This window comes from Aliiglaciecola lipolytica, from assembly GCF_018860635.1.
Lineage (GTDB): Bacteria > Pseudomonadota > Gammaproteobacteria > Enterobacterales > Alteromonadaceae > Aliiglaciecola > Aliiglaciecola lipolytica_A.
This window is the reverse complement of the sequence record NZ_JAHKPT010000035.1, coordinates 88,077-106,692: the sequence shown is the minus strand read 5'-3', so window position 1 is coordinate 106,692 and position 18,616 is coordinate 88,077. Positions and strand designations below refer to the sequence as shown.

The following is an 18,616-nucleotide window of genomic DNA, read 5'->3' as shown; positions in this document are numbered from 1 at the left end:
GTTACATTTTCCTCATTGCACACATAAATTCAGCAACACAAGCTTCTTGACCATCCACACTGGCAACGCCTTTAAATTTCCATATACCGCGCTTCTCTTTCACAACACACACGTCGAAATCTAATCTATCGCCAGGAACTACAGGGCGCTTAAAGCGTGCGTTGTCGATACCAGCATAAAGGTATAACTCATCACTATTTCCCGCAGTTTTAAACCCTAATATGCCCGCAGCTTGTGCCATTGCTTCAAGAATTAAAACACCAGGGAATATGGGTTTTCCAGGGAAATGACCTGTGAAACAAGGTTCATTAAAGGTAACATTTTTATAGGCTTTAATCGTTTCGCCTAAAACATATTCAGTTACTCTATCAATCAATAGAAATGGATATCTATGGGGTAAAAGCTCCATGATTTCTTCGATTTCGATGGTGTTCAAATTGTCGGCCAAAGGCTGATCTCCTTTAATAAGTAATGGGAACTACCCTGTTACTTTGTAGATTGTTGTTTCTCTAAAACTTTGACACGTTGAGCAAGAGACGTTATTTTTTTGAATTGAACTGCATTTTTACGCCACTCAAGATTGGGCACCGCCGGCATACCTGAGGAATATAAACCAGGTTCGGTTATGCTCTTGGTAATCATACTCATTCCAGTAAAATGAGAGTTATCACAAACTTCAATATGTCCGTTAAAACCGCACAATCCTGCAACGCTACAATTTTTACCCAATTTGGTACTGCCAGCAATAACTGAACACGCTGCCATAGCAGTGTTTTCACCTATTTCTACGTTATGGGCAATTTGCAATTGATTATCCAGTATCACCCCATCGCCGATAATTGTATCTTCAAGAGCACCGCGATCGATAGTAGTACTAGCGCCAATCTCGACACGATTACCAATAATGACTCGTCCCAACTGAGGGATCTTAATCCACTTACCTTTATCGTTAGCGTATCCAAAACCGTCACTACCAATAACAGTAGCAGATTGCACTAAGCAATCTTCGCCGATTACCGAATCGTGATAAACGGTGACATTTGCCCAAAGTTTAGTTCTGTTACCTAGTTGACAGTTTTTGCCTACAAAAGTACCTGCACCAACTTGCACGTCATCGCCTAAAACCACGCCTGATTCAATCACAGCATTGGCTCCCACACTCACGTTATTGCCAAGTTTTGCGTCTTGGCCGATAACGGCTGTTGGATGGATACCTGATGCCGCAGCCGGAGTCGTATCAAGAGCCTGTGCAACCAATGCAAATCCCACGTATGGATTTGGATGAACTAGTGCAGTGCAAGGACAATGGGATAACTCGTCTGGATGTAAAATAACCGCTTGTGCTCTAGTGTCAGCCAGGTGACTACGATACTTGCTATTGGCTAAAAAGGAAATCTGACCAATGCCTGCATTCGCCAAGGTACTCAAACTATTAATTTGGGTATCCTCAGTATCATTGCCAGATAAATGGATAGATGCACCAATAAGATCTGCCAATTGTTTTAAACTGAGTGACTGCATACAGGCTCCGGTAGGTTATTTCATTTGACTAACTTTTTTCAATACTTTCTCTGAGATATCGTATTGAGGAGTAGCGAATACAACCGCTTGTCTATCTAGAACCATGTCGATATTTTCTTCATTTACAACTGCTTGGATAGCTTGTTGTAGCATAGTAACGATTTTGGTGTTTTCTTCTTGTCTACGTTTTTGTAGCTTTTCTTGCAAAGGTTTAGCTAGCGCTTCAAATTCAGTGTTAGCTGCTTGTAAACGCTCTTGTTCAGCTTTAATTTGTGCTTCACTCATAGTCGGTGCGTTTTTCTTAAGCGACTCAAGATCAGTGGCTATCTTTTGACGCATCGCATCTACTTTTGAACCTTCGTCTTTAAATTCAATTTGCAAAGCTTGCTGACTAGCAATCGCTTGTGGCATTTGCTGAATTACCGCCTCGCGACTTACAACAGCAATTTTCTGTTCTGCGTAAGCTACTGAACTTAATAAAGCACTGCTCAAAAGTGCAGTAACGACTAAGGTTTTAAATACTTGTTTCAAAGGGAACTCCTTCCTGTTTTTATAATACTAATTAGCTCATGCTAAATTATGTTTAAAATGTTTGTCCAATGTTGAAAGAGAAGAATTTCACATCATCCCCAACACGTTCTTGTAAAGCTCTAGAGAAACTAAAGACCATTGGACCCATTGGTGATAACCATTGTACAGAAACTCCGTAAGAAGCTCTATAGCGAGTCCAATCGCCGTAATCTGCTACAGGGTCTTCACTAATCTGATCTAGATCACGATATAAGCTATAGTCGAATTCAGTATCCCACACATTACCGGCATCAAGAAACAAGCTTGAACGCACTGAATTATCAAACTCTTCGCCAACAAACGGAGTAGGTACAATTAATTCTACACCACCGAGCAACATCGCGTTACCACCTAAGGAACGAGAAGATACTGCAACCCGGTCAGATTCAGGACCTAACAAGATAGTTTCACCGTCTGGTCCGGTAATACTTGTGGGTGACAATTGTACGCCACGAGGTCCAACAGTGTTATTTTCGAATCCGCGTAAGGTATCGCTACCACCGGCCGTAAAGTTTTGAGTGAATGGCAATATCTGTTCTATGCCATTTGTTTCACCATAACCGTTACCGTAACCTGCGCGCAATCGAGTAAGCACTGACCATCTTTGATCACGGGTAAGCGGGAAGTAGAATTTAGTATCAAAAATCGATTTGAAATAATTTACATCAGAATTAGGAGTAGTAATGCTAAAGGATGCGCTTTGTGACGAACCAGCCGTTGGGAAAATCCCTCGGTTTAGAGTACTACGAGTCCAAGATACAGATGCTAGGAAACTAGAATAATCAATAGGTGCATCTGGATCATCTTCATTCACAAATTGGTTGTAAAAACGGTCTGTCTGTTCATAGTTACTGCGACGAGATAACTCTACATCACTATAACTCAAGCCAAAATTAATTCGGTTGAATTCATTAATTGGATAACCAGCGTTTATTCCAACGGTGTATTGTTTACTGTTGTATTGTACAAGGTTTGCACTTCCAGCATCGAATTCACTATATGAAATATTTCCGCCCAAACTAATTCCATCAATAGTGAAATAAGGGTCTGTGTAGGAAAGCTGCACACTCTTTTGGTAAGATACAGTACTAACATTGAATGCCAATCGTTTACCTGTACCTAAGAAGTTGTCCTGTTGAATACCGGCTTGCAGGCTAAGTTTGGTTCTATCACCGTAACCCACACCAGCATTAAATGAACCAGAAGGTTGTTCTTTAACTTTATATACCACATCAACTTTGTCATCTTCACCTGGTAAACGGACGGTTTCAAAATCCACTTCTTCCATGTAGGTCAAACGTGACAAGTTATTCTTAGACGATTCCAACGAACTGTTCGAAAGCCAAGTACCTTCCATTTGACTGACCGACTGACGTAAAACCTCATCGGCAGTCACTGTATTACCTTCGAAGGTAATGCGGTTCACGTAAATACGTTTTCCAGGATCGACAGATAGCGTCAATTTAACAGTTTTGTCTTCATCATTAATTTCAGGGATCGTGGTTACTGTCGGATACGCATATCCAAAACGACCTAAATATTTACTGAAGAACTCTTCTGTGTAGGTTACTTCTGCTTGGTTATATAACTCACCAGCGGTAAGCGGTAATACAGCGCGCATGTATTCTTCGTTACCCAATAGGTCACCAATTAGGTCTACTTCAGAAATAGTGTATTGCTCACCTTCAGAGATATTCATTGTGACATAAATACCATCTTTTTCCGGGGTCATAGATACTTGCGTTGAGTCTACCTGATAGCGCAAATAACCGCGGTCTAGGTAGTAGCTTCGTAACGTTTCCATATCACCAGAGAGAGTTTGTTTTTGATAACGGGTTTCAGATAAAAAGTCCCACCACGGTGTATCGAACTTTAACTCCATTTGTCTTAACAACTCAGCGTCAGAGAAGACTTCATTACCGACAATGTTAATTTGTTGAATTTTTGCAGAGTCACCTTCTTCAAACAACAGCTTCAAATCAACTCGGTTACGAGGCAATGGCGTGACAATGGCGCTAACATCAGCATTGTATTTACCAATACTGTAGAAAAAGTCTTTTAAGCCATTTTCGATACCGGTTAAAACCGTTTTATCCAACGGCTCACCCACGCGGATGTTGTTGCCATCAAGACTTTCTTGCAACTGCTCATCTTTTATATCGTCATTGCCGTCAAAGATAATATTACTGATGGTTGGACGCTCTTTGACTTTCACAACCAAAGTGGTGCCATCACGAAGAATTTCGATACTTTCAAAGTGAGTAGATGAATACAGGCTACGAATTAACTGAGCCGAACGGAAACTATTCATAGTGTCACCGACTTGCACAGGCAGATAGGTCAGCGCGGCTCCCAAAGCAACCCTTTGTAAACCTTCAACTTTGATGTCGGATACGACGAACTCTTGGTCTGTAGCAGCTAAGGCTAAGCTAGCACTGGACCATATGAATCCGGCTACAACTAACTGTTTAAACTTCATTTATTAATATTCTTCCTAAGCACTCATAGCCTACTTCGGCAATGTAGTTTGTGTCATCCACACTATAAACGCGCAATGTCATTATAAAAAGCTACTGTCATTAACAGTAACAAGATGATCCCGCCAATTTTAAATCCCACTTCCTGTACGGATTCCGGAACCGGTCGCCCAGTTAAAAGCTCTATAAAATAATAGAGTAAGTGCCCGCCATCAAGCACAGGAAGAGGGAAAAGATTAATAATCCCTAAATTCACACTAATAAGCGCTAAAAAGCTCAAAAATGCGACAATTCCAGCACTGGCCGTCATACCCGCACCTTGGGCAATCGAAATTGGGCCACTTAAACTTTTAACAGATACATCACCGGTAAAAAGCTTACCAATCATGTCAAAACTCAATGTTATAAGTCGCCAGGTTTCACTTACTCCTTCAGATAAACCTTCAATTGGACCATACTGCTTGTGAAATAAATACTCTTCCGGATAAGGTTCTAAGTAGGTAACTACACCTAATAATCCCTTATCAGGATCGTCTGGTTTCACGCCAATAGTCGCTGTCACCTGCTGTTCAATGCCATTTCTATCGATTGTGATAGTAACATTTTGTTTAGGGTGCTGCTCAATCAGCTCCACTATTTGTTCCCAATTTGCCACAGTAGTTCCATTAAACTTGAGAATAATGTCATTCACCTGCAATCCGGCGTCAGCTGCTGGCGAAGATTCACTCACCAAAGCAAGCTGTTTAGTGGGGTTAGTGCGATAAGGTGCAAAGCCCAAACTCGCCATTGGTGACGTGGTTTCAGGGTCAAATTGCCAATTCCTTAAATCTAAATCCAAAACTTTGTTGTAACCGTCTTTAGTGGTGACTTGCACTTGGGTACTTGAATCACCAATCAGCCGCATCACTTCATAGTTCACCGATTGCCAGTCGTTGGTCTCGTGCCCAGATATTTGGGTAATTTGATCCCGTTCAGCAAACCCTGCATTGGCGGCAATTGAATCCGGTTCAATATTTCCAACAATGGGTTTAACCGATTGTTGGCCAATCAGTAACATTAAATAAATCGCGAAAATCGCGAATAAGAAGTTAACCATAGGTCCGGCAGCGACTATCGCGATGCGTTTGAGCACATGTTGGCGATTAAACGCATAGGGTAAATCAGCATCGCTAACCTGCTCCACTCGTTCATCCAGCATTTTTACGTAACCACCCAGAGGAATAGCAGCGATAACATATTCGGTTCCCAGTTTGTCTGTGCGCGACCACAAGGCTTTGCCGAAACCAATAGAAAATCGTTCAACTTTGACGCCGCAGCGTCGGGCAACCCAAAAATGTCCCCATTCATGGACCGCAACGAGTATCCCTAAGGCAACGACAAATGCGGAAAGATTGCGAATAAACTCAAAAATCAAACTAAGGTTCCTATAAATTGTTTAGCAAGGGATCTAACTTGTTTATCAAGGCCTAAAATCCCATCAATATCTTGCAAATGTTGCGCTTCGATGCGCTGTAACATTTCTTCATTCACTTCGGCAATTTGCGAAAATCCGATTTGATGCGACAGAAAAGCTTCCACCGCAATTTCGTTCGCCGCATTTAAAGCAGTTGTCGCGTATTGCCCAGCATCACAGGCATTAATGGCTAATTTCAAGTTTGGATAACGTTGTAAATCTGGCACCTGAAAACTAAAATCTGCTAACGCAGCAAAATCTAAGGGAGTCACTCCAGCATTAATTCGATTCGGAAACGCCAAGCAATGGGCGATTGGCGTTTTCATATCCGGATTGCCCATCTGCGCAAGCACTGAACCATCCGCATATTGAACCATTGAATGAATAATACTTTGTGGGTGCAACACGATTTGAATATCCGCAGAATTTAAGCCAAATAACCATTTGGCTTCGATAAACTCCAAGCCTTTATTCATCATAGTGGCAGAATCAACAGAAATCTTCCGCCCCATATCCCAATTAGGATGAGCACAGGCTTGATCCGGCGTAATATCGACAAAAGTATCCAACGAGCGATTTAAAAAAGGCCCACCGGAACCGGTTAATAATATTTTGGCAATGCCTGACGCTGCAAGGTCGCCATATTTGAAATCGGCAGGAAGGCATTGAAAAATTGCGTTATGTTCACTGTCGATCGGCAGTAATTGGGCACCTGTTTTATTCACTTCTTGAATAAAAATATCACCACACATAACCAAAGACTCTTTGTTCGCCAACATGACTTTTTTGCCAGATTTGACGGCAGCTAACGTTGGTAGTAACCCGGCTGCGCCTACAATTGCCGCCATAACACTGTCGACACTGGAGTCTGACGCCACCTGACATAAGCCTTCTTGTCCCACCAACAATTCACACTTTAAATTGGCATTTTGTAATGCCTGCTTAGCGTAGGTGTAGGAGGCTAAATCAGAAATAACCAGATAATTAGGTTGAAACAGAATCGCTTGGGATATTAGTTTGTCTACACTGGAATGGGCAGTTAACGCGACCACATTGTATTTTTCTGGATGTAATTGAATAACATCCAAAGTGCTTTGACCAATGGAGCCGGTCGCTCCTAAAATCGCTATATTTTGCATTAGGCCATCCACAAAACGTAGCAATAGGCAAATACAGGGAATGCCGCGGTTAGGCTATCGATACGATCTAATATACCACCGTGACCAGGCAGTATTTTACCGCTATCTTTAATTCCAGCACAGCGTTTAAACATACTTTCGTTTAGATCGCCTAAAGCTGACACTCCAACGGTTAAGCCACCGATAAGTACATGCATCCATATTCTACCGGGGTCTACTTGATAGTGCAGCGCTGCAAAGGCAATAATCGCGGTCGAAGCGGCAATACCACCTGCTAAGCCTTCTAAGGTTTTGCCAGGTGAAACATTAGGGCGTAGTTTATGTCGGCCGAATTTGACGCCAACAAAAAAAGCGCCAATATCTGCGGCCCAGACAATACCTAAAACATAAAATATAAGTGACACACCATATAGGGGGTCAATATCGTACATATGAGAGCGTAACGAGACAACAGAGACAAAGGTGGGGATTAGAGTGAACAAACCGAATAAGCACCGAATAGCTTTACTCGTTCGCCATATTGCTGAAAAGCGCGGGTAAGCAATAATCATCAATAGTGAAACAAACCACCAGATTGCTGCCACACCTAAAATATAAACATATAAACTATTTAAAGCGCCTTGATACCAAATATTTTGCGTGGGTACCCAGTAAACTAAGAATAGACAACAGAACAGAATGAAAAAAGCATAAAGAGCTTTTTGCGGTCTAGGCTTAATACTCGACATATTAGCCCACTCATAACCGCCTAAACCTACCACTAAGGCAATGAATATTTCAAAGCCTAATAGTGGTAAAAATAAAATACAAATTAACGCAAGAGGAGCTAAAATAACTGCTGTAATTATACGCTGTTTTAACATAATTAGCCTTTGAGCTTTGCGGAAAACATTATCATTTAGTTTCCACCTGCTCTCCTGTCATACCAAATCGACGTTGACGATCAGAATAGTCATTAACCGCAAGCTGAAACGCTTGTTCATCAAAATCTGGCCAAAGAGTATCAGTAAAATATAGCTCTGCGTAAGCACATTGCCACATTAAAAAATTACTGATTCGGTGTTCTCCGCCAGTGCGAATGAGCAAATCTAGTTCAGGTTGACCAGCAAGCGACATAAACTGATTAAAATCAGTTTCGTCTACACTATCAATATCCAAGTCTTGGCTAACAGCTTGTTTTGCAAATGATTTGGCCGCATTCAATATATCCCAACGACCACCGTAATTGGCAGCAATATTGAGAACTAACGCACCATTATGCTCAGTTAACTTTTCCGCTTTATTAATTTTTTCGACTAACTTGTTGTCAAATCGTGACGTATCACCAATGACTTTTAGACGCACGTCGTTTTTGTTTAGCTTCTTGGCTTCGCTATTTAGCACAAAATTGAACAAGTCCATTAAAACGCCGACTTCTTCTGCAGGACGGTTCCAGTTTTCGCTGCTAAATGCAAATAAGGTAAGAGACTCTATGCCATTTTGACGAGCAAAACGAACGGCAGATCGCACAGACTCAACACCAGCTTTATGCCCGAAAGTGCGGATCTTACCTTTCTTTTTTGCCCAACGGCCGTTGCCATCCATAATGATAGCAACATGTTTTGGGATATTTAGATTACTCATAAGGTAAAAGGAATTAACCAAAAAGGGTTAAATTTCCATCAACTCTTTTTCTTTATCTTGTAATGCGCTATCGATGGTTTTAACGAATTCGTCAGTTAATTTTTGAATTAACTCTTCGCCTTTACGACCTTCATCTTCGCCTAATTCTTTTTCTTTCACCAATTCTTTGATATCGGCATTAGCATCGCGACGAATATTACGCACGGCAACACGACCTTGCTCAGCTTCGCTTCGTACCACTTTGATAAGGTCTTTACGACGCTCTTCAGTCAACGGTGGTAAAGGAATACGAATAGCAGCACCTGAACTCATAGGATTTAATCCTAGGTCAGATTGCATAATGGCCTTTTCGACAGCGGCGGCGGCACTTTTATCAAACACAGTAAGTGCCAATGTTCTGGCATCTTCGGCAAAAATATTAGCTAGCTGCTTTAAAGGGGTATCAGCGCCATAATATGGCACCATAATGTTATCTAAAAGCGCTGGATGAGCGCGGCCAGTTCTAATTTTACTTAATTGGCTTTTCAATGCACTGATGCTTTTTTCCATGCGTTGTTTTGCATCATCATGAATATCATTTATCACTGCAATCTCCCTAATTCTTATTTTACTAATCGTTTTTTAAATCGTTGTTATTGATTGTTTGTGCCTTGATGGGAAATTGTAGTCCCTTCGTCTTCACCCAAAACAACACGGCGTAAAACGCCCGGTTTATTCATGTTGTAGACGCGAATAGGCAAGCTATGATCCCGTGCCAAAGTAAAAGCAGCTAAGTCCATAACCTTAAGTTCTTTTTCCAGAACTTCTTGATAACTTACGTTTTTAAGTAATACAGCGTCTGGATTTGTGACTGGATCATCATTATAAACGCCATCCACTTTAGTACCTTTAAGTACTGCGTCGGCTTCTATTTCAATGCCTCGTAAACAGGCTGCAGAGTCAGTGGTAAAAAATGGATTGCCTGTACCAGCAGAGAAAATGACTACGCGTCCTGACTTTAAAAGACTAATGGCTTCAGTCCAATTATAAGCATCACAGACACCATTAAGCGGTATGGCTGACATTAAACGTGCATTAACAAATGCTCGGTGCAAAGCGTCACGCATGGCTAAACCATTCATGACCGTGGCTAACATACCCATGTGGTCGCCCACGACACGATTCATTCCAGCTTTTGCTAACCCTTCACCGCGAAATAAATTTCCGCCACCAATTACTAATCCTACTTGCACACCCATTTCAACCAACTCTTTGATTTCTTGGGCCATTCTATCTAGAACTTTGGGGTCGATACCGAATCCTTCTTCACCCATTAGGGCTTCACCACTTAACTTTAGCAGAATTCTTCGATATGCAGATTTTGGTGCGATACTCATTTATTGGCTATTCCTTCGTTATTGGATATTGGGCTCAAACCCACTAAATTTATCCGCGTAAATAGTACATATAAAAAGGCACCTCATTTTGAGGTGCCGATAGTTTATATGACATTGGCTTTACGCAAAAGCGAAAGGCTCAATTATTTCTTAGCAGCTGCCATTTGTGCAGCAACTTCAGCCGCGAAATCTTCTTCTTTCTTCTCGATACCTTCACCAACTTCGAAACGAACGAAGTTAATCACGTCAGCACCTTTAGATTTCAAAAGTTGACCAACAGTGTTAGAAGGATCTTTAACGAAAGGCTGACCTGTCAAACTAACTTCGCCAGTGAATTTCTTCATACGGCCGATAACCATTTTTTCAGCGATATCAGCTGGCTTGCCAGATTGCATTGCGATTTCAAGTTGAATTTCTTTTTCTTTCGCAACAACTTCTGCAGGTACATCTTCAGGCTTCACGAATTGTGGGCTAGCCGCTGCAATATGCATTGCAATGTCTTTTGCCAAATCTTCATCACCGCCATTCAAAATAGCGATTACGCCGATACGACCACCGTGCACGTATGCACCTAGGTTGTCGCCTTCAACAGAAATAACACGACGAGGAGAAATGTTTTCGCCGATTTTTGCTACTAGTGTGTCACGAGCATCAGCAACAGTAACGCCATCGATTTCGCTGCTATTTAGCGCATCCATGTCGTTAATTTTGTTTGCAGAAGCTACATCAACTAATTTGTTAGCAAAAGCTAAGAAACCTTCGTCACGAGCAACGAAATCAGTTTCACTGTTAATTTCCATCATAGTTGCTACACCGTTAGCAACTTTAGTCATGATCACGCCTTCAGCTGCAATACGACCTGCTTTTTTAGCCGCTTTTGCTTGACCAGATTTACGCATATTTTCAATTGCTAGCTCGACATCACCGTCGGTTTCTACCAATGCTTTTTTACAATCCAACATGCCGGCGCCGGTGCGCTCACGAAGTTCTTTTACTAGGGCTGCTGTCACTGCCATTTTGGTTTCCTCAGCATTTATAAATAGTTCTTAACTTAAGAAACAGGGGCCGTAAATAATTACCGCCCCTGATGAGATGTTTGCCATTCTATTGAACTAAAGTCACAAAAAAATGACAAGGCCGCGACAAGAAAGTCGCGGCTTTTTAATTACTCAGCTGCTTCAACGAAATCGTCTTGCTCAGCTTGTACTTCAAGGTTTTGCTCGCGACCTTGGCTAACAGCATCAGCTGCAGCGTTTAAGTACAATTGAACCGCACGAATAGCATCGTCGTTACCAGGAATGATGTAATCAACACCATCTGGATTAGAGTTAGTATCAACTACTGAAATAACTGGGATTCCCAAGTTACGTGCTTCAGTGATTGCAATGTGCTCGTGATCTGCATCAACAACGAATAAACAGTCTGGAAGACCGCCCATATCTTTGATACCACCTAAGCTACTTTCTAGCTTGGTCATTTCACGTTGAAGCATTAATACTTCTTTTTTGGTCAACTTTTCGAAAGTGCCATCTTGAGACTGTTGCTCTAGCTCTTTCAAACGCTTGATTGATTGACGAACTGTTTTCCAGTTAGTCAACATTCCACCTAACCAACGCTTGTTAACATAGAATTGGTCACATTTCTGTGCTGCTTCTTTAACTGCGTCGCTAGCTGCGCGTTTAGTTCCTACGAAAAGAACTTTACCTTTTTTAGAAGATACACTACTAATGTAGTTCAATGCTTCATTAAACAAAGGTACTGTTTTTTCAAGGTTGATGATATGAACTTTGTTACGAGCACCAAAGATGAAAGGTTTCATTTTTGGGTTCCAGTAACGAGTCTGGTGACCGAAGTGCACGCCCGCCTGGAGCATGTCACGCATAGATACGTTTGCCATTATTAATTTCCTCAAATTGGGGTTAGGCCTCCATACATCCCATCTATCGATCCGTTCAGGCGGCAAACCCGAAACAGACACCCCGACAAATGTGTCGATGTATGTGTGTTATTTAGTTAATTTCGCTTTAATTCTAAGCACTAAAATAATGCTATTGAATTTGCGGTGCGCTTTATACCATGCGGGCCTACTTCACGCAAGTAAAAAGGACTATATCTGCATGTTGGTCATTGCAAATGAAGTAAACCGGCAATTCTTTTTGTCATCTATACATTTTTAGGCTTAAAAGATACAATTCGCCTCATTATTGCTTTGAGTTATTTTTTTAGGATGCAAAATTGACAATCACGATTAAAACTCCAGATGAAATTGAGAAAATGCGAGTAGCGGGTAGATTAGCCGCTGAAGTTTTACAAATGATTGGCCCCTACGTTAAAAAGGGTGTCACCACTAATGAACTCAATCAAATCTGTCATGATTATATTGTCAATGAACAGCAATGTATTCCTGCTCCTTTGAATTATGGGCATCCTCCCTTCCCAAAATCTATTTGTACTTCGGTCAATCATGTTATTTGCCATGGCATTCCTTCAGACAAAAAGTTAAAAGACGGAGATACCATCAATATTGATGTGACTGTGATTAAAGATGGTTATCACGGTGATACATCAAAAATGTTTGTGGTAGGTAAACCCAGCATTTTAGCTGAGCGCTTAATTAGAGTGACCCAAGAATGTTTGTACAAAGGCATTGAACTTGTAAAACCAGGGGCACGATTGGGCGATATTGGACATGTCATTCAGCAACACGCAGAAAAGCACAATTATTCCATTGTGAGAGAATATTGTGGTCATGGTATTGGTGCAAACTTTCATGAAGAACCACAAGTGGTTCATTATGGCCGACCTAATACCGGCGTTGAATTGTTAGAAGGCATGTGTTTAACCATTGAGCCAATGGTTAACGCCGGTAAACGTTATTCGAAGATCCTGCCCGACCAATGGACTGTGGTTACCAAAGACCGTAGTTTGAGCGCACAGTGGGAACACACTTTATTAGTCACCAAGGATGGTGTGGAAATTCTCACTCTTAGAGACGACGAAACCATTGATAGAGTGATAAGTCATTAATTCAGTATGTTTTTACTTATGAATAATGATTATGACTAACGTGAATTAGTTATTTGCTATACCACTGCGCTTAATGGACACTTTGATTTTATAATATAAATTGTATTTGTTCGTGTTTGCATTGCGTCTCGTTGTCTAAAACAGCTTTTAGAGGTACGACATTTGTCATTAGATCAGCTCATTGAAAATATCCAGAAAATTACTGACATAAATGACATTAGCAGTTTCAAAAAATGTGTAACTGATAGCGTAGATTGGTTATCTCAGGAATTCACAAAAGTGCCGGTTGACCAACTGGTTCACGAAAGAGCTGTTTTCATCGATGCTTTGCTTTTGCGTGCTTGGAACTTGGTTGGTCTAAATGATCAAAAAGGTTTAGCCTTAGTTGCCGTTGGTGGTTATGGCCGTGGCCAACTTCAACCGCACTCTGATGTGGACCTGCTGATTCTCAGTGATAAAACCATCAATGCTAAGTTGCAAGAAAAAGTCAGTATTTTCATCACCTTCTTGTGGGATATCAAGTTAGATGTTGGTCAGTCTGTACGCACAATCAAAGAAACCTTTAATTTAGCCAAGGCAGACACCACCATAGCAACCAACTTGGTTGAGTCCAGATTACTGGTAGGCAGCGAATCCAGCTTTGAAACCTTGCAAAAGAAGATAAAAGGCAAAGGGTATTGGTCAAGTAAAGATTTTTTCACTGCCAAATATGAAGAACAAATAGAACGTCACAGAAAATTCAACGACACCTCCTATAACTTAGAACCAAACGTTAAAGAAAATCCAGGCTGTTTGCGGGATATCCAATCTATTGGTTGGGTAGCTAAACAACACTTTAATGTTTGGAATGGCCATGAATTAGTTGACCACGGTTATTTCACCGAGGGTGAATGGGCAGAGCTAATTGAATCTCGCTCTCATCTCTGGCAAATTCGATTTGCGTTACATTTGATATCAGGTCGCAGTGAAAACCGGCTATTATTTGATTATCAGACCGACGTAGCAGAACGTCTAGGTTATGGTGAAGGAAAACAAGCTGTTGAAAGAATGATGAAGTCATTTTTTCGAACTGTGCGAAGAGTGTCTGAACTTAATGGCATGTTACTGCAATATTTCAAACAAGATATCTTAGAGTTAAAGGTTAAAAAGCATCACCTTATAGATGACAATTATGAGTTATTAGATGGCTTAATCAGTCCGCTGCATGACGACGTTTTTAAATCCCCCGAAGATATCCTGTCATTTTTGTTATTAATTGCCAATTCGCCAGATTGCACAGGGTTGCACTCTAGCTGTTTACGTCAACTTCGCAATGCGCGCAGAAAGTTTAATAGCCAATATTATTGTGAGATACCTGAATGCCGTAAATTGTTTATGCAACTTATGCGACATCCTAACTTCTTTGGGTTGGGCTGGGATTTAATGCATAAACACGGAATCCTTCAGGCATATCTGCCACAGTGGGATAATATTGTAGGCATGATGCAATTTGACTTGTTTCATGCGTACACTGTGGATGAACACACCCATAGACTGGTTAAACATGTTTATAGTTATCACAGTGACGAAAACAGAGAATTCCCCCGCTGTAAAAAGATCGTGAGGGAAACGGATAAGCCAGAACTCTTATACTTAGCCGCTATTTTCCATGATATTGGTAAAGGTAGAAATGGCGATCACTCGGTATTAGGGGCAGCGGATGTGGTCACTTTTTGTGAGTCTCATGGCATCGACGGGGACGACGCTGAGCTAATTCGCTGGTTGGTAGAAAACCACCTTCTCATGTCAGTAGTTGCCCAGCGTAGAGATATCTATGATCCTGAAATTATTGGTGAATTCGCTCGAGCAGTAAAAAGTCAAAATCATTTAAAACATTTATACGCACTGACGTTAGCAGATATTCGCGCAACCAATAATAATCTTTGGAACGATTGGAAAGCATCACTAATTAGAGAATTGTATTTGTTAACACAAAAAGCCTTGGACAATGGGCTGCAGTGTGGCATTACCTTACTTGAAAGAGTGAATAAACATCAAATAGAAGCCAGAGAGATGCTGAATAAGCAAGGAGTCACTGCGGCAGAGATTGATCAATTTTGGCATCGTTTGAATAATGACTATTTTGCAAGGTTCAGCCCGATGCAGTTGGCTTGGCATGCAAATGAAGTAGCAAAAGCAGAAAGCAAAGACGAAAACAGTTTAACCATTGCGCTAAATGATACAACCGCAAAAGCTGGAACTGAGCTACTAGTTTATGGTAAAAACCGTCCTGCACTTTTTGCACAAATTGCGTCAGTTTTAGATAGCCGAAATTGTTCGATTCACGATGCCCAAATTACCATCACCAATGATGGTTATGTATTCGATAGTTTTATCCTGTTAGAACAGGATGGTTCACGAATATCGTCTCCTAGTCGATTAAAAAGTTTAGTGGAAGCGATAGAAGACCAACTTGCTAAACCGGGCAGAGAACACAACAACAGACGTAAAATGTCACGTCGTATGAAGCAACTAGACGTAGCCACCAAAGTTCGCTTTTACCAGAGTAACTCCGAAGTCACTATGGTAGAGCTTGAAGCATTGGATGCCCCTGGATTACTAGCCAAGGTCGGCCACCTATTTGTAGAGCTAAATTTAACGTTACACATGGCAAAAATTTCAACCATTGGTGAGCGTGCAGAAGATTTGTTTATTATTGCCAATGAACAAGATCAGGCCCTTACCACTGAGCAACAAGTTCAACTTAAAAAACGATTAACCCAATTATTAGATCAACCCTCAACTAGCGGTGAAGCATGTCAGAGTTAAAAAACCAAATAGAAGCAGCGTTTGAAAATAGAGCTTCGATTACAGCAGCGTCAGTAGATGACGCAACAAAACAAGCGGTCATTAGTGCCATTGAACTATTAAATTCTGGCCAAGCCAGAGTAGCAGAAAAGATAGCCGGTGAATGGGTTGTTCATCAGTGGCTTAAAAAAGCAGTTCTGTTGTATTTCCGTATTAATGACAATGACGTTATTGAAGGCGCAGAGAGTCGCTTTTTTGACAAAGTTCCATTGAAATATTCAGACTACACTAAAGCACAATTTGAAGCTGAGGGTGTACGTATTGTTCCACCAGCGGCAGTTAGAACCGGATCTTTTGTAGGCAAAAACGTAGTAGTAATGCCGTCATATATAAACATAGGCGCTTTTGTTGACGAAGGCACTATGGTTGATACTTGGGCGACTGTGGGTTCTTGTGCACAAATAGGTAAGAACGTACATTTGTCTGGCGGTGTTGGAATAGGTGGTGTTTTAGAGCCATTGCAAGCTAACCCAACCATTATTGAAGACAACTGCTTCATTGGCGCACGCTCGGAAATTGTTGAGGGTGTGGTTGTTGAAGAAGGCAGTGTTATTTCAATGGGTGTCTACATTGGCCAAAGTACCCGAATTTACGACCGCGAAACAGGCGAAGTCCATTATGGTCGAGTTCCTGCAGGCTCAGTAGTTGTGTCTGGTAGCTTACCGAGTAAAGATGGCAAATACAGTCTATACGCAGCAGTCATCGTGAAGAAAGTAGATGCTCAAACTCGTTCAAAAGTTGGTATCAATGCACTATTGCGTGCCGCTGAATAGTCTTAGCCAACAAACATAATTTGGTTAGAAGGCAACCAATCAACCCTGTAAACACCATGTTTTACAGGGTTTTTTTATACTTTTTCAAAATCACCTTCCCCTTTTTTGTCCCCCGATTTACTTGGACATCCATCGATATGCGGGACGATTTACATGGACACCCATGATAAAAGCCATTTACATGGACAGGCATGATTTACATGACAGGCATATATATTGAGTTTACGGATTTACATGGACGGCCATGTTTAAAGTACTAAACATAAGCACAAAACAAGCAGATTTAAGATTTACATGGACACCCATGATAAACGTGAATTTACGTGGACAGGCAGATTAGCCATTTACATGGACAGGCATGTTTAAAGCGCATTTACATGGACAGGCATGTTTAAAGTACTAAACATAAGCACAAAACAAGCAGATTTAAGACGATAGCGATTTACATGGACAGGCATGATTAGCGATTTACATGGACACCCATGATAAACGTGAATTTACGTGGACAGGCAGATTAGCCATTTACATGGACAGGCATGTTTAAAGTACTAAACATAAGCACAAAACAAGCAGATTTAAGACGATACTCTGGGTTAATTTTCGCTGGGTGTTTCTAGTAATTTGTCGAGTTCTTCCCACAATTCATCACACAGACCTTGGCGATATGCGGATGCACGAAAAACGGGGTGCTCACCACGATAAACAATTAACATTCTTGAATTCTGATCTTTTAAGCTGGTTTTTACATTTGATAGGCGGTCACATACTTTTACAATCAGCGCAAGTTCAGTTTCGCCAGAAACCTTAGCCATCTTCTGATAGGTTTTCTTTTTACGTTCTTGCCGATTCCGGCCTTTTTCATCGGTGACAATTGCAACACAGCTAGCAATTAGTTTACCAAACTTTTCTTCGATCTCTTCGATGGTTGTCGAGGTATCTTCTACCACATCGTGCAAATAAGCGATCACTTCAGCATCTTCGCCAAAGGCCTTCGCTTTTTCAGCAACTTCGTCTAAATGATACGAATAAGGATGTTTGCCATATTTTTGGTCACCATGTGACTTAACTGCAAACTCTCGCGCTTTAACTTTTTCTTTCAGCATAAATACTAAATGTCCCCCCAGCAAAGTTAGCGATACAACTCGCTCTTTGTAACAAAATTAAACCAATAGAGCTGAAATTTAGTATACGGCTATTTTTGCTTAAAAAGAAAGCGCTCTGATTAAATCAATGTTTACAGGGAAGCCTTGGCTTTAGATATACAAAGATAATCTGGAATTTTTTAAATTTGCTTAAAAATTCCAGTTACCTTTAATTGTGCGTATTTCTCTAGGATTGGGATTATTACAGTATTACTGGGAAGCTATAAGTTTCGGCAAAATACTTTCTATCCAAGGTAAAACCTCTGCTTCAGGCTCTAAAGTTTCCATAACATCTACAATGAAAAGATCGGCGACCGGTTGCCCTTGAAGCTCAACAAGCACCTCAAATATTTGCTTACCCGCGCCACAAAAGCTATCACTGTAACTACTATCACCTAAGCCAACAACGGCAAAGGGTTTTTGATCCATCAATGGCATAGTGTCTTTCATATCCATGATCAAAAACTCTAAGTTCGGTGGTAAGTCCCCTTGCCCGGTTGTTGAGCTGATAAAAATCACTGATTTGGTTTGTTTAAAATTATCTAAGGTTCCATCAATAAAGAGTTCTACATTGTGTCCCTTTTCGGCTAACATTTCCTCTACTTGCTCTGCAACATGCTGAGCATTACCGTATACAGAGCCCACAAAAATTCCCACGTCTACCATTG

General features: G+C 41.0%; 17 protein-coding genes. 3 read left to right on the top strand and 14 right to left on the bottom strand.

Annotated features, from left to right (window positions below):
• Position 1 precedes the first annotated feature (1 nt).
• The 12 genes from fabZ to rpsB all read right to left on the bottom strand — a co-directional run bounded on the left by fabZ (position 2) and on the right by rpsB (position 12,056).
• The gene (gene fabZ / locus KO530_RS18405) at positions 2 to 448 is read right to left on the bottom strand and encodes a 3-hydroxyacyl-ACP dehydratase FabZ (RefSeq protein ID WP_216049927.1); all 447 of its coding nucleotides are present in this window, start codon (positions 446 to 448) and stop codon (positions 2 to 4) included.
• A gap of 38 nt (positions 449 to 486) precedes the next feature.
• Positions 487 to 1,521: a UDP-3-O-(3-hydroxymyristoyl)glucosamine N-acyltransferase gene (gene lpxD, locus KO530_RS18400; RefSeq protein WP_216049926.1), complete on the bottom strand. Its 1,035-nt coding sequence runs from the start codon at positions 1,519 to 1,521 to the stop codon at positions 487 to 489.
• A gap of 15 nt (positions 1,522 to 1,536) precedes the next feature.
• Positions 1,537 to 2,052, bottom strand: a complete 516-nt coding sequence (locus tag KO530_RS18395; RefSeq protein ID WP_216049925.1) for an OmpH family outer membrane protein — start codon at positions 2,050 to 2,052, stop codon at positions 1,537 to 1,539.
• Positions 2,053 to 2,104: 52 nt separating this feature from the next.
• On the bottom strand, positions 2,105 to 4,570 hold the full coding sequence (gene bamA / locus KO530_RS18390; protein WP_216049924.1) for an outer membrane protein assembly factor BamA: 2,466 nt from the start codon (positions 4,568 to 4,570) through the stop codon (positions 2,105 to 2,107).
• Between the two features lie 62 nt (positions 4,571 to 4,632).
• Positions 4,633 to 5,979 (bottom strand): sigma E protease regulator RseP, encoded by a 1,347-nt coding sequence (gene rseP, locus KO530_RS18385; protein ID WP_216050416.1) that lies wholly within the window; start codon positions 5,977 to 5,979, stop codon positions 4,633 to 4,635.
• The gene (ispC, locus tag KO530_RS18380; protein ID WP_216049923.1) at positions 5,979 to 7,160 is read right to left on the bottom strand and encodes a 1-deoxy-D-xylulose-5-phosphate reductoisomerase; all 1,182 of its coding nucleotides are present in this window, start codon (positions 7,158 to 7,160) and stop codon (positions 5,979 to 5,981) included. Before ispC ends, rseP begins: the two co-directional genes overlap by 1 nt.
• Complete coding sequence (locus KO530_RS18375) at positions 7,160 to 8,023, bottom strand: phosphatidate cytidylyltransferase (RefSeq protein ID WP_216049922.1); 864 nt, start codon at positions 8,021 to 8,023, stop codon at positions 7,160 to 7,162. The genes ispC and KO530_RS18375 overlap by 1 nt, the downstream gene beginning before the upstream one ends.
• Positions 8,024 to 8,054: 31 nt before the next feature.
• A complete protein-coding gene (gene uppS / locus KO530_RS18370; protein ID WP_216049921.1) occupies positions 8,055 to 8,783 on the bottom strand; it encodes a polyprenyl diphosphate synthase in 729 nt (242 codons plus the stop codon).
• A gap of 27 nt (positions 8,784 to 8,810) precedes the next feature.
• Entirely contained in the window at positions 8,811 to 9,332 is a 522-nt protein-coding gene (frr, locus tag KO530_RS18365; protein ID WP_252729387.1) for a ribosome recycling factor, read from the bottom strand.
• A gap of 83 nt (positions 9,333 to 9,415) precedes the next feature.
• A complete protein-coding gene (pyrH, locus tag KO530_RS18360; protein ID WP_216049919.1) occupies positions 9,416 to 10,159 on the bottom strand; it encodes a UMP kinase in 744 nt (247 codons plus the stop codon).
• 143 nt (positions 10,160 to 10,302) lie between these two features.
• Positions 10,303 to 11,175: a translation elongation factor Ts gene (tsf, locus tag KO530_RS18355; protein WP_216049918.1), complete on the bottom strand. Its 873-nt coding sequence runs from the start codon at positions 11,173 to 11,175 to the stop codon at positions 10,303 to 10,305.
• 149 nt (positions 11,176 to 11,324) lie between these two features.
• A complete protein-coding gene (gene rpsB / locus KO530_RS18350) occupies positions 11,325 to 12,056 on the bottom strand; it encodes a 30S ribosomal protein S2 (protein ID WP_216049917.1) in 732 nt (243 codons plus the stop codon).
• A 338-nt stretch (positions 12,057 to 12,394) separates the two neighbouring features.
• Between rpsB and map the strand changes: the two genes are divergently transcribed.
• The 3 genes from map to dapD all read left to right on the top strand — a co-directional run bounded on the left by map (position 12,395) and on the right by dapD (position 16,806).
• A complete protein-coding gene (gene map, locus KO530_RS18345) occupies positions 12,395 to 13,186 on the top strand; it encodes a type I methionyl aminopeptidase (protein ID WP_216049916.1) in 792 nt (263 codons plus the stop codon).
• 162 nt (positions 13,187 to 13,348) lie between these two features.
• A complete protein-coding gene (glnD, locus tag KO530_RS18340) occupies positions 13,349 to 15,994 on the top strand; it encodes a [protein-PII] uridylyltransferase (protein WP_216049915.1) in 2,646 nt (881 codons plus the stop codon).
• Complete coding sequence (gene dapD / locus KO530_RS18335; protein ID WP_216049914.1) at positions 15,982 to 16,806, top strand: 2,3,4,5-tetrahydropyridine-2,6-dicarboxylate N-succinyltransferase; 825 nt, start codon at positions 15,982 to 15,984, stop codon at positions 16,804 to 16,806. Before glnD ends, dapD begins: the two co-directional genes overlap by 13 nt.
• A 593-nt stretch (positions 16,807 to 17,399) precedes the next feature.
• Here the strand turns inward: dapD and KO530_RS18330 are convergent.
• Entirely contained in the window at positions 17,400 to 17,909 is a 510-nt protein-coding gene (locus tag KO530_RS18330) for an HD domain-containing protein (RefSeq protein ID WP_216049913.1), read from the bottom strand.
• Positions 17,910 to 18,158: 249 nt separating this feature from the next.
• Entirely contained in the window at positions 18,159 to 18,614 is a 456-nt protein-coding gene (locus tag KO530_RS18325; protein WP_216049912.1) for a flavodoxin domain-containing protein, read from the bottom strand.
• Between the last annotated feature and the right edge of the window lie 2 nt (positions 18,615 to 18,616).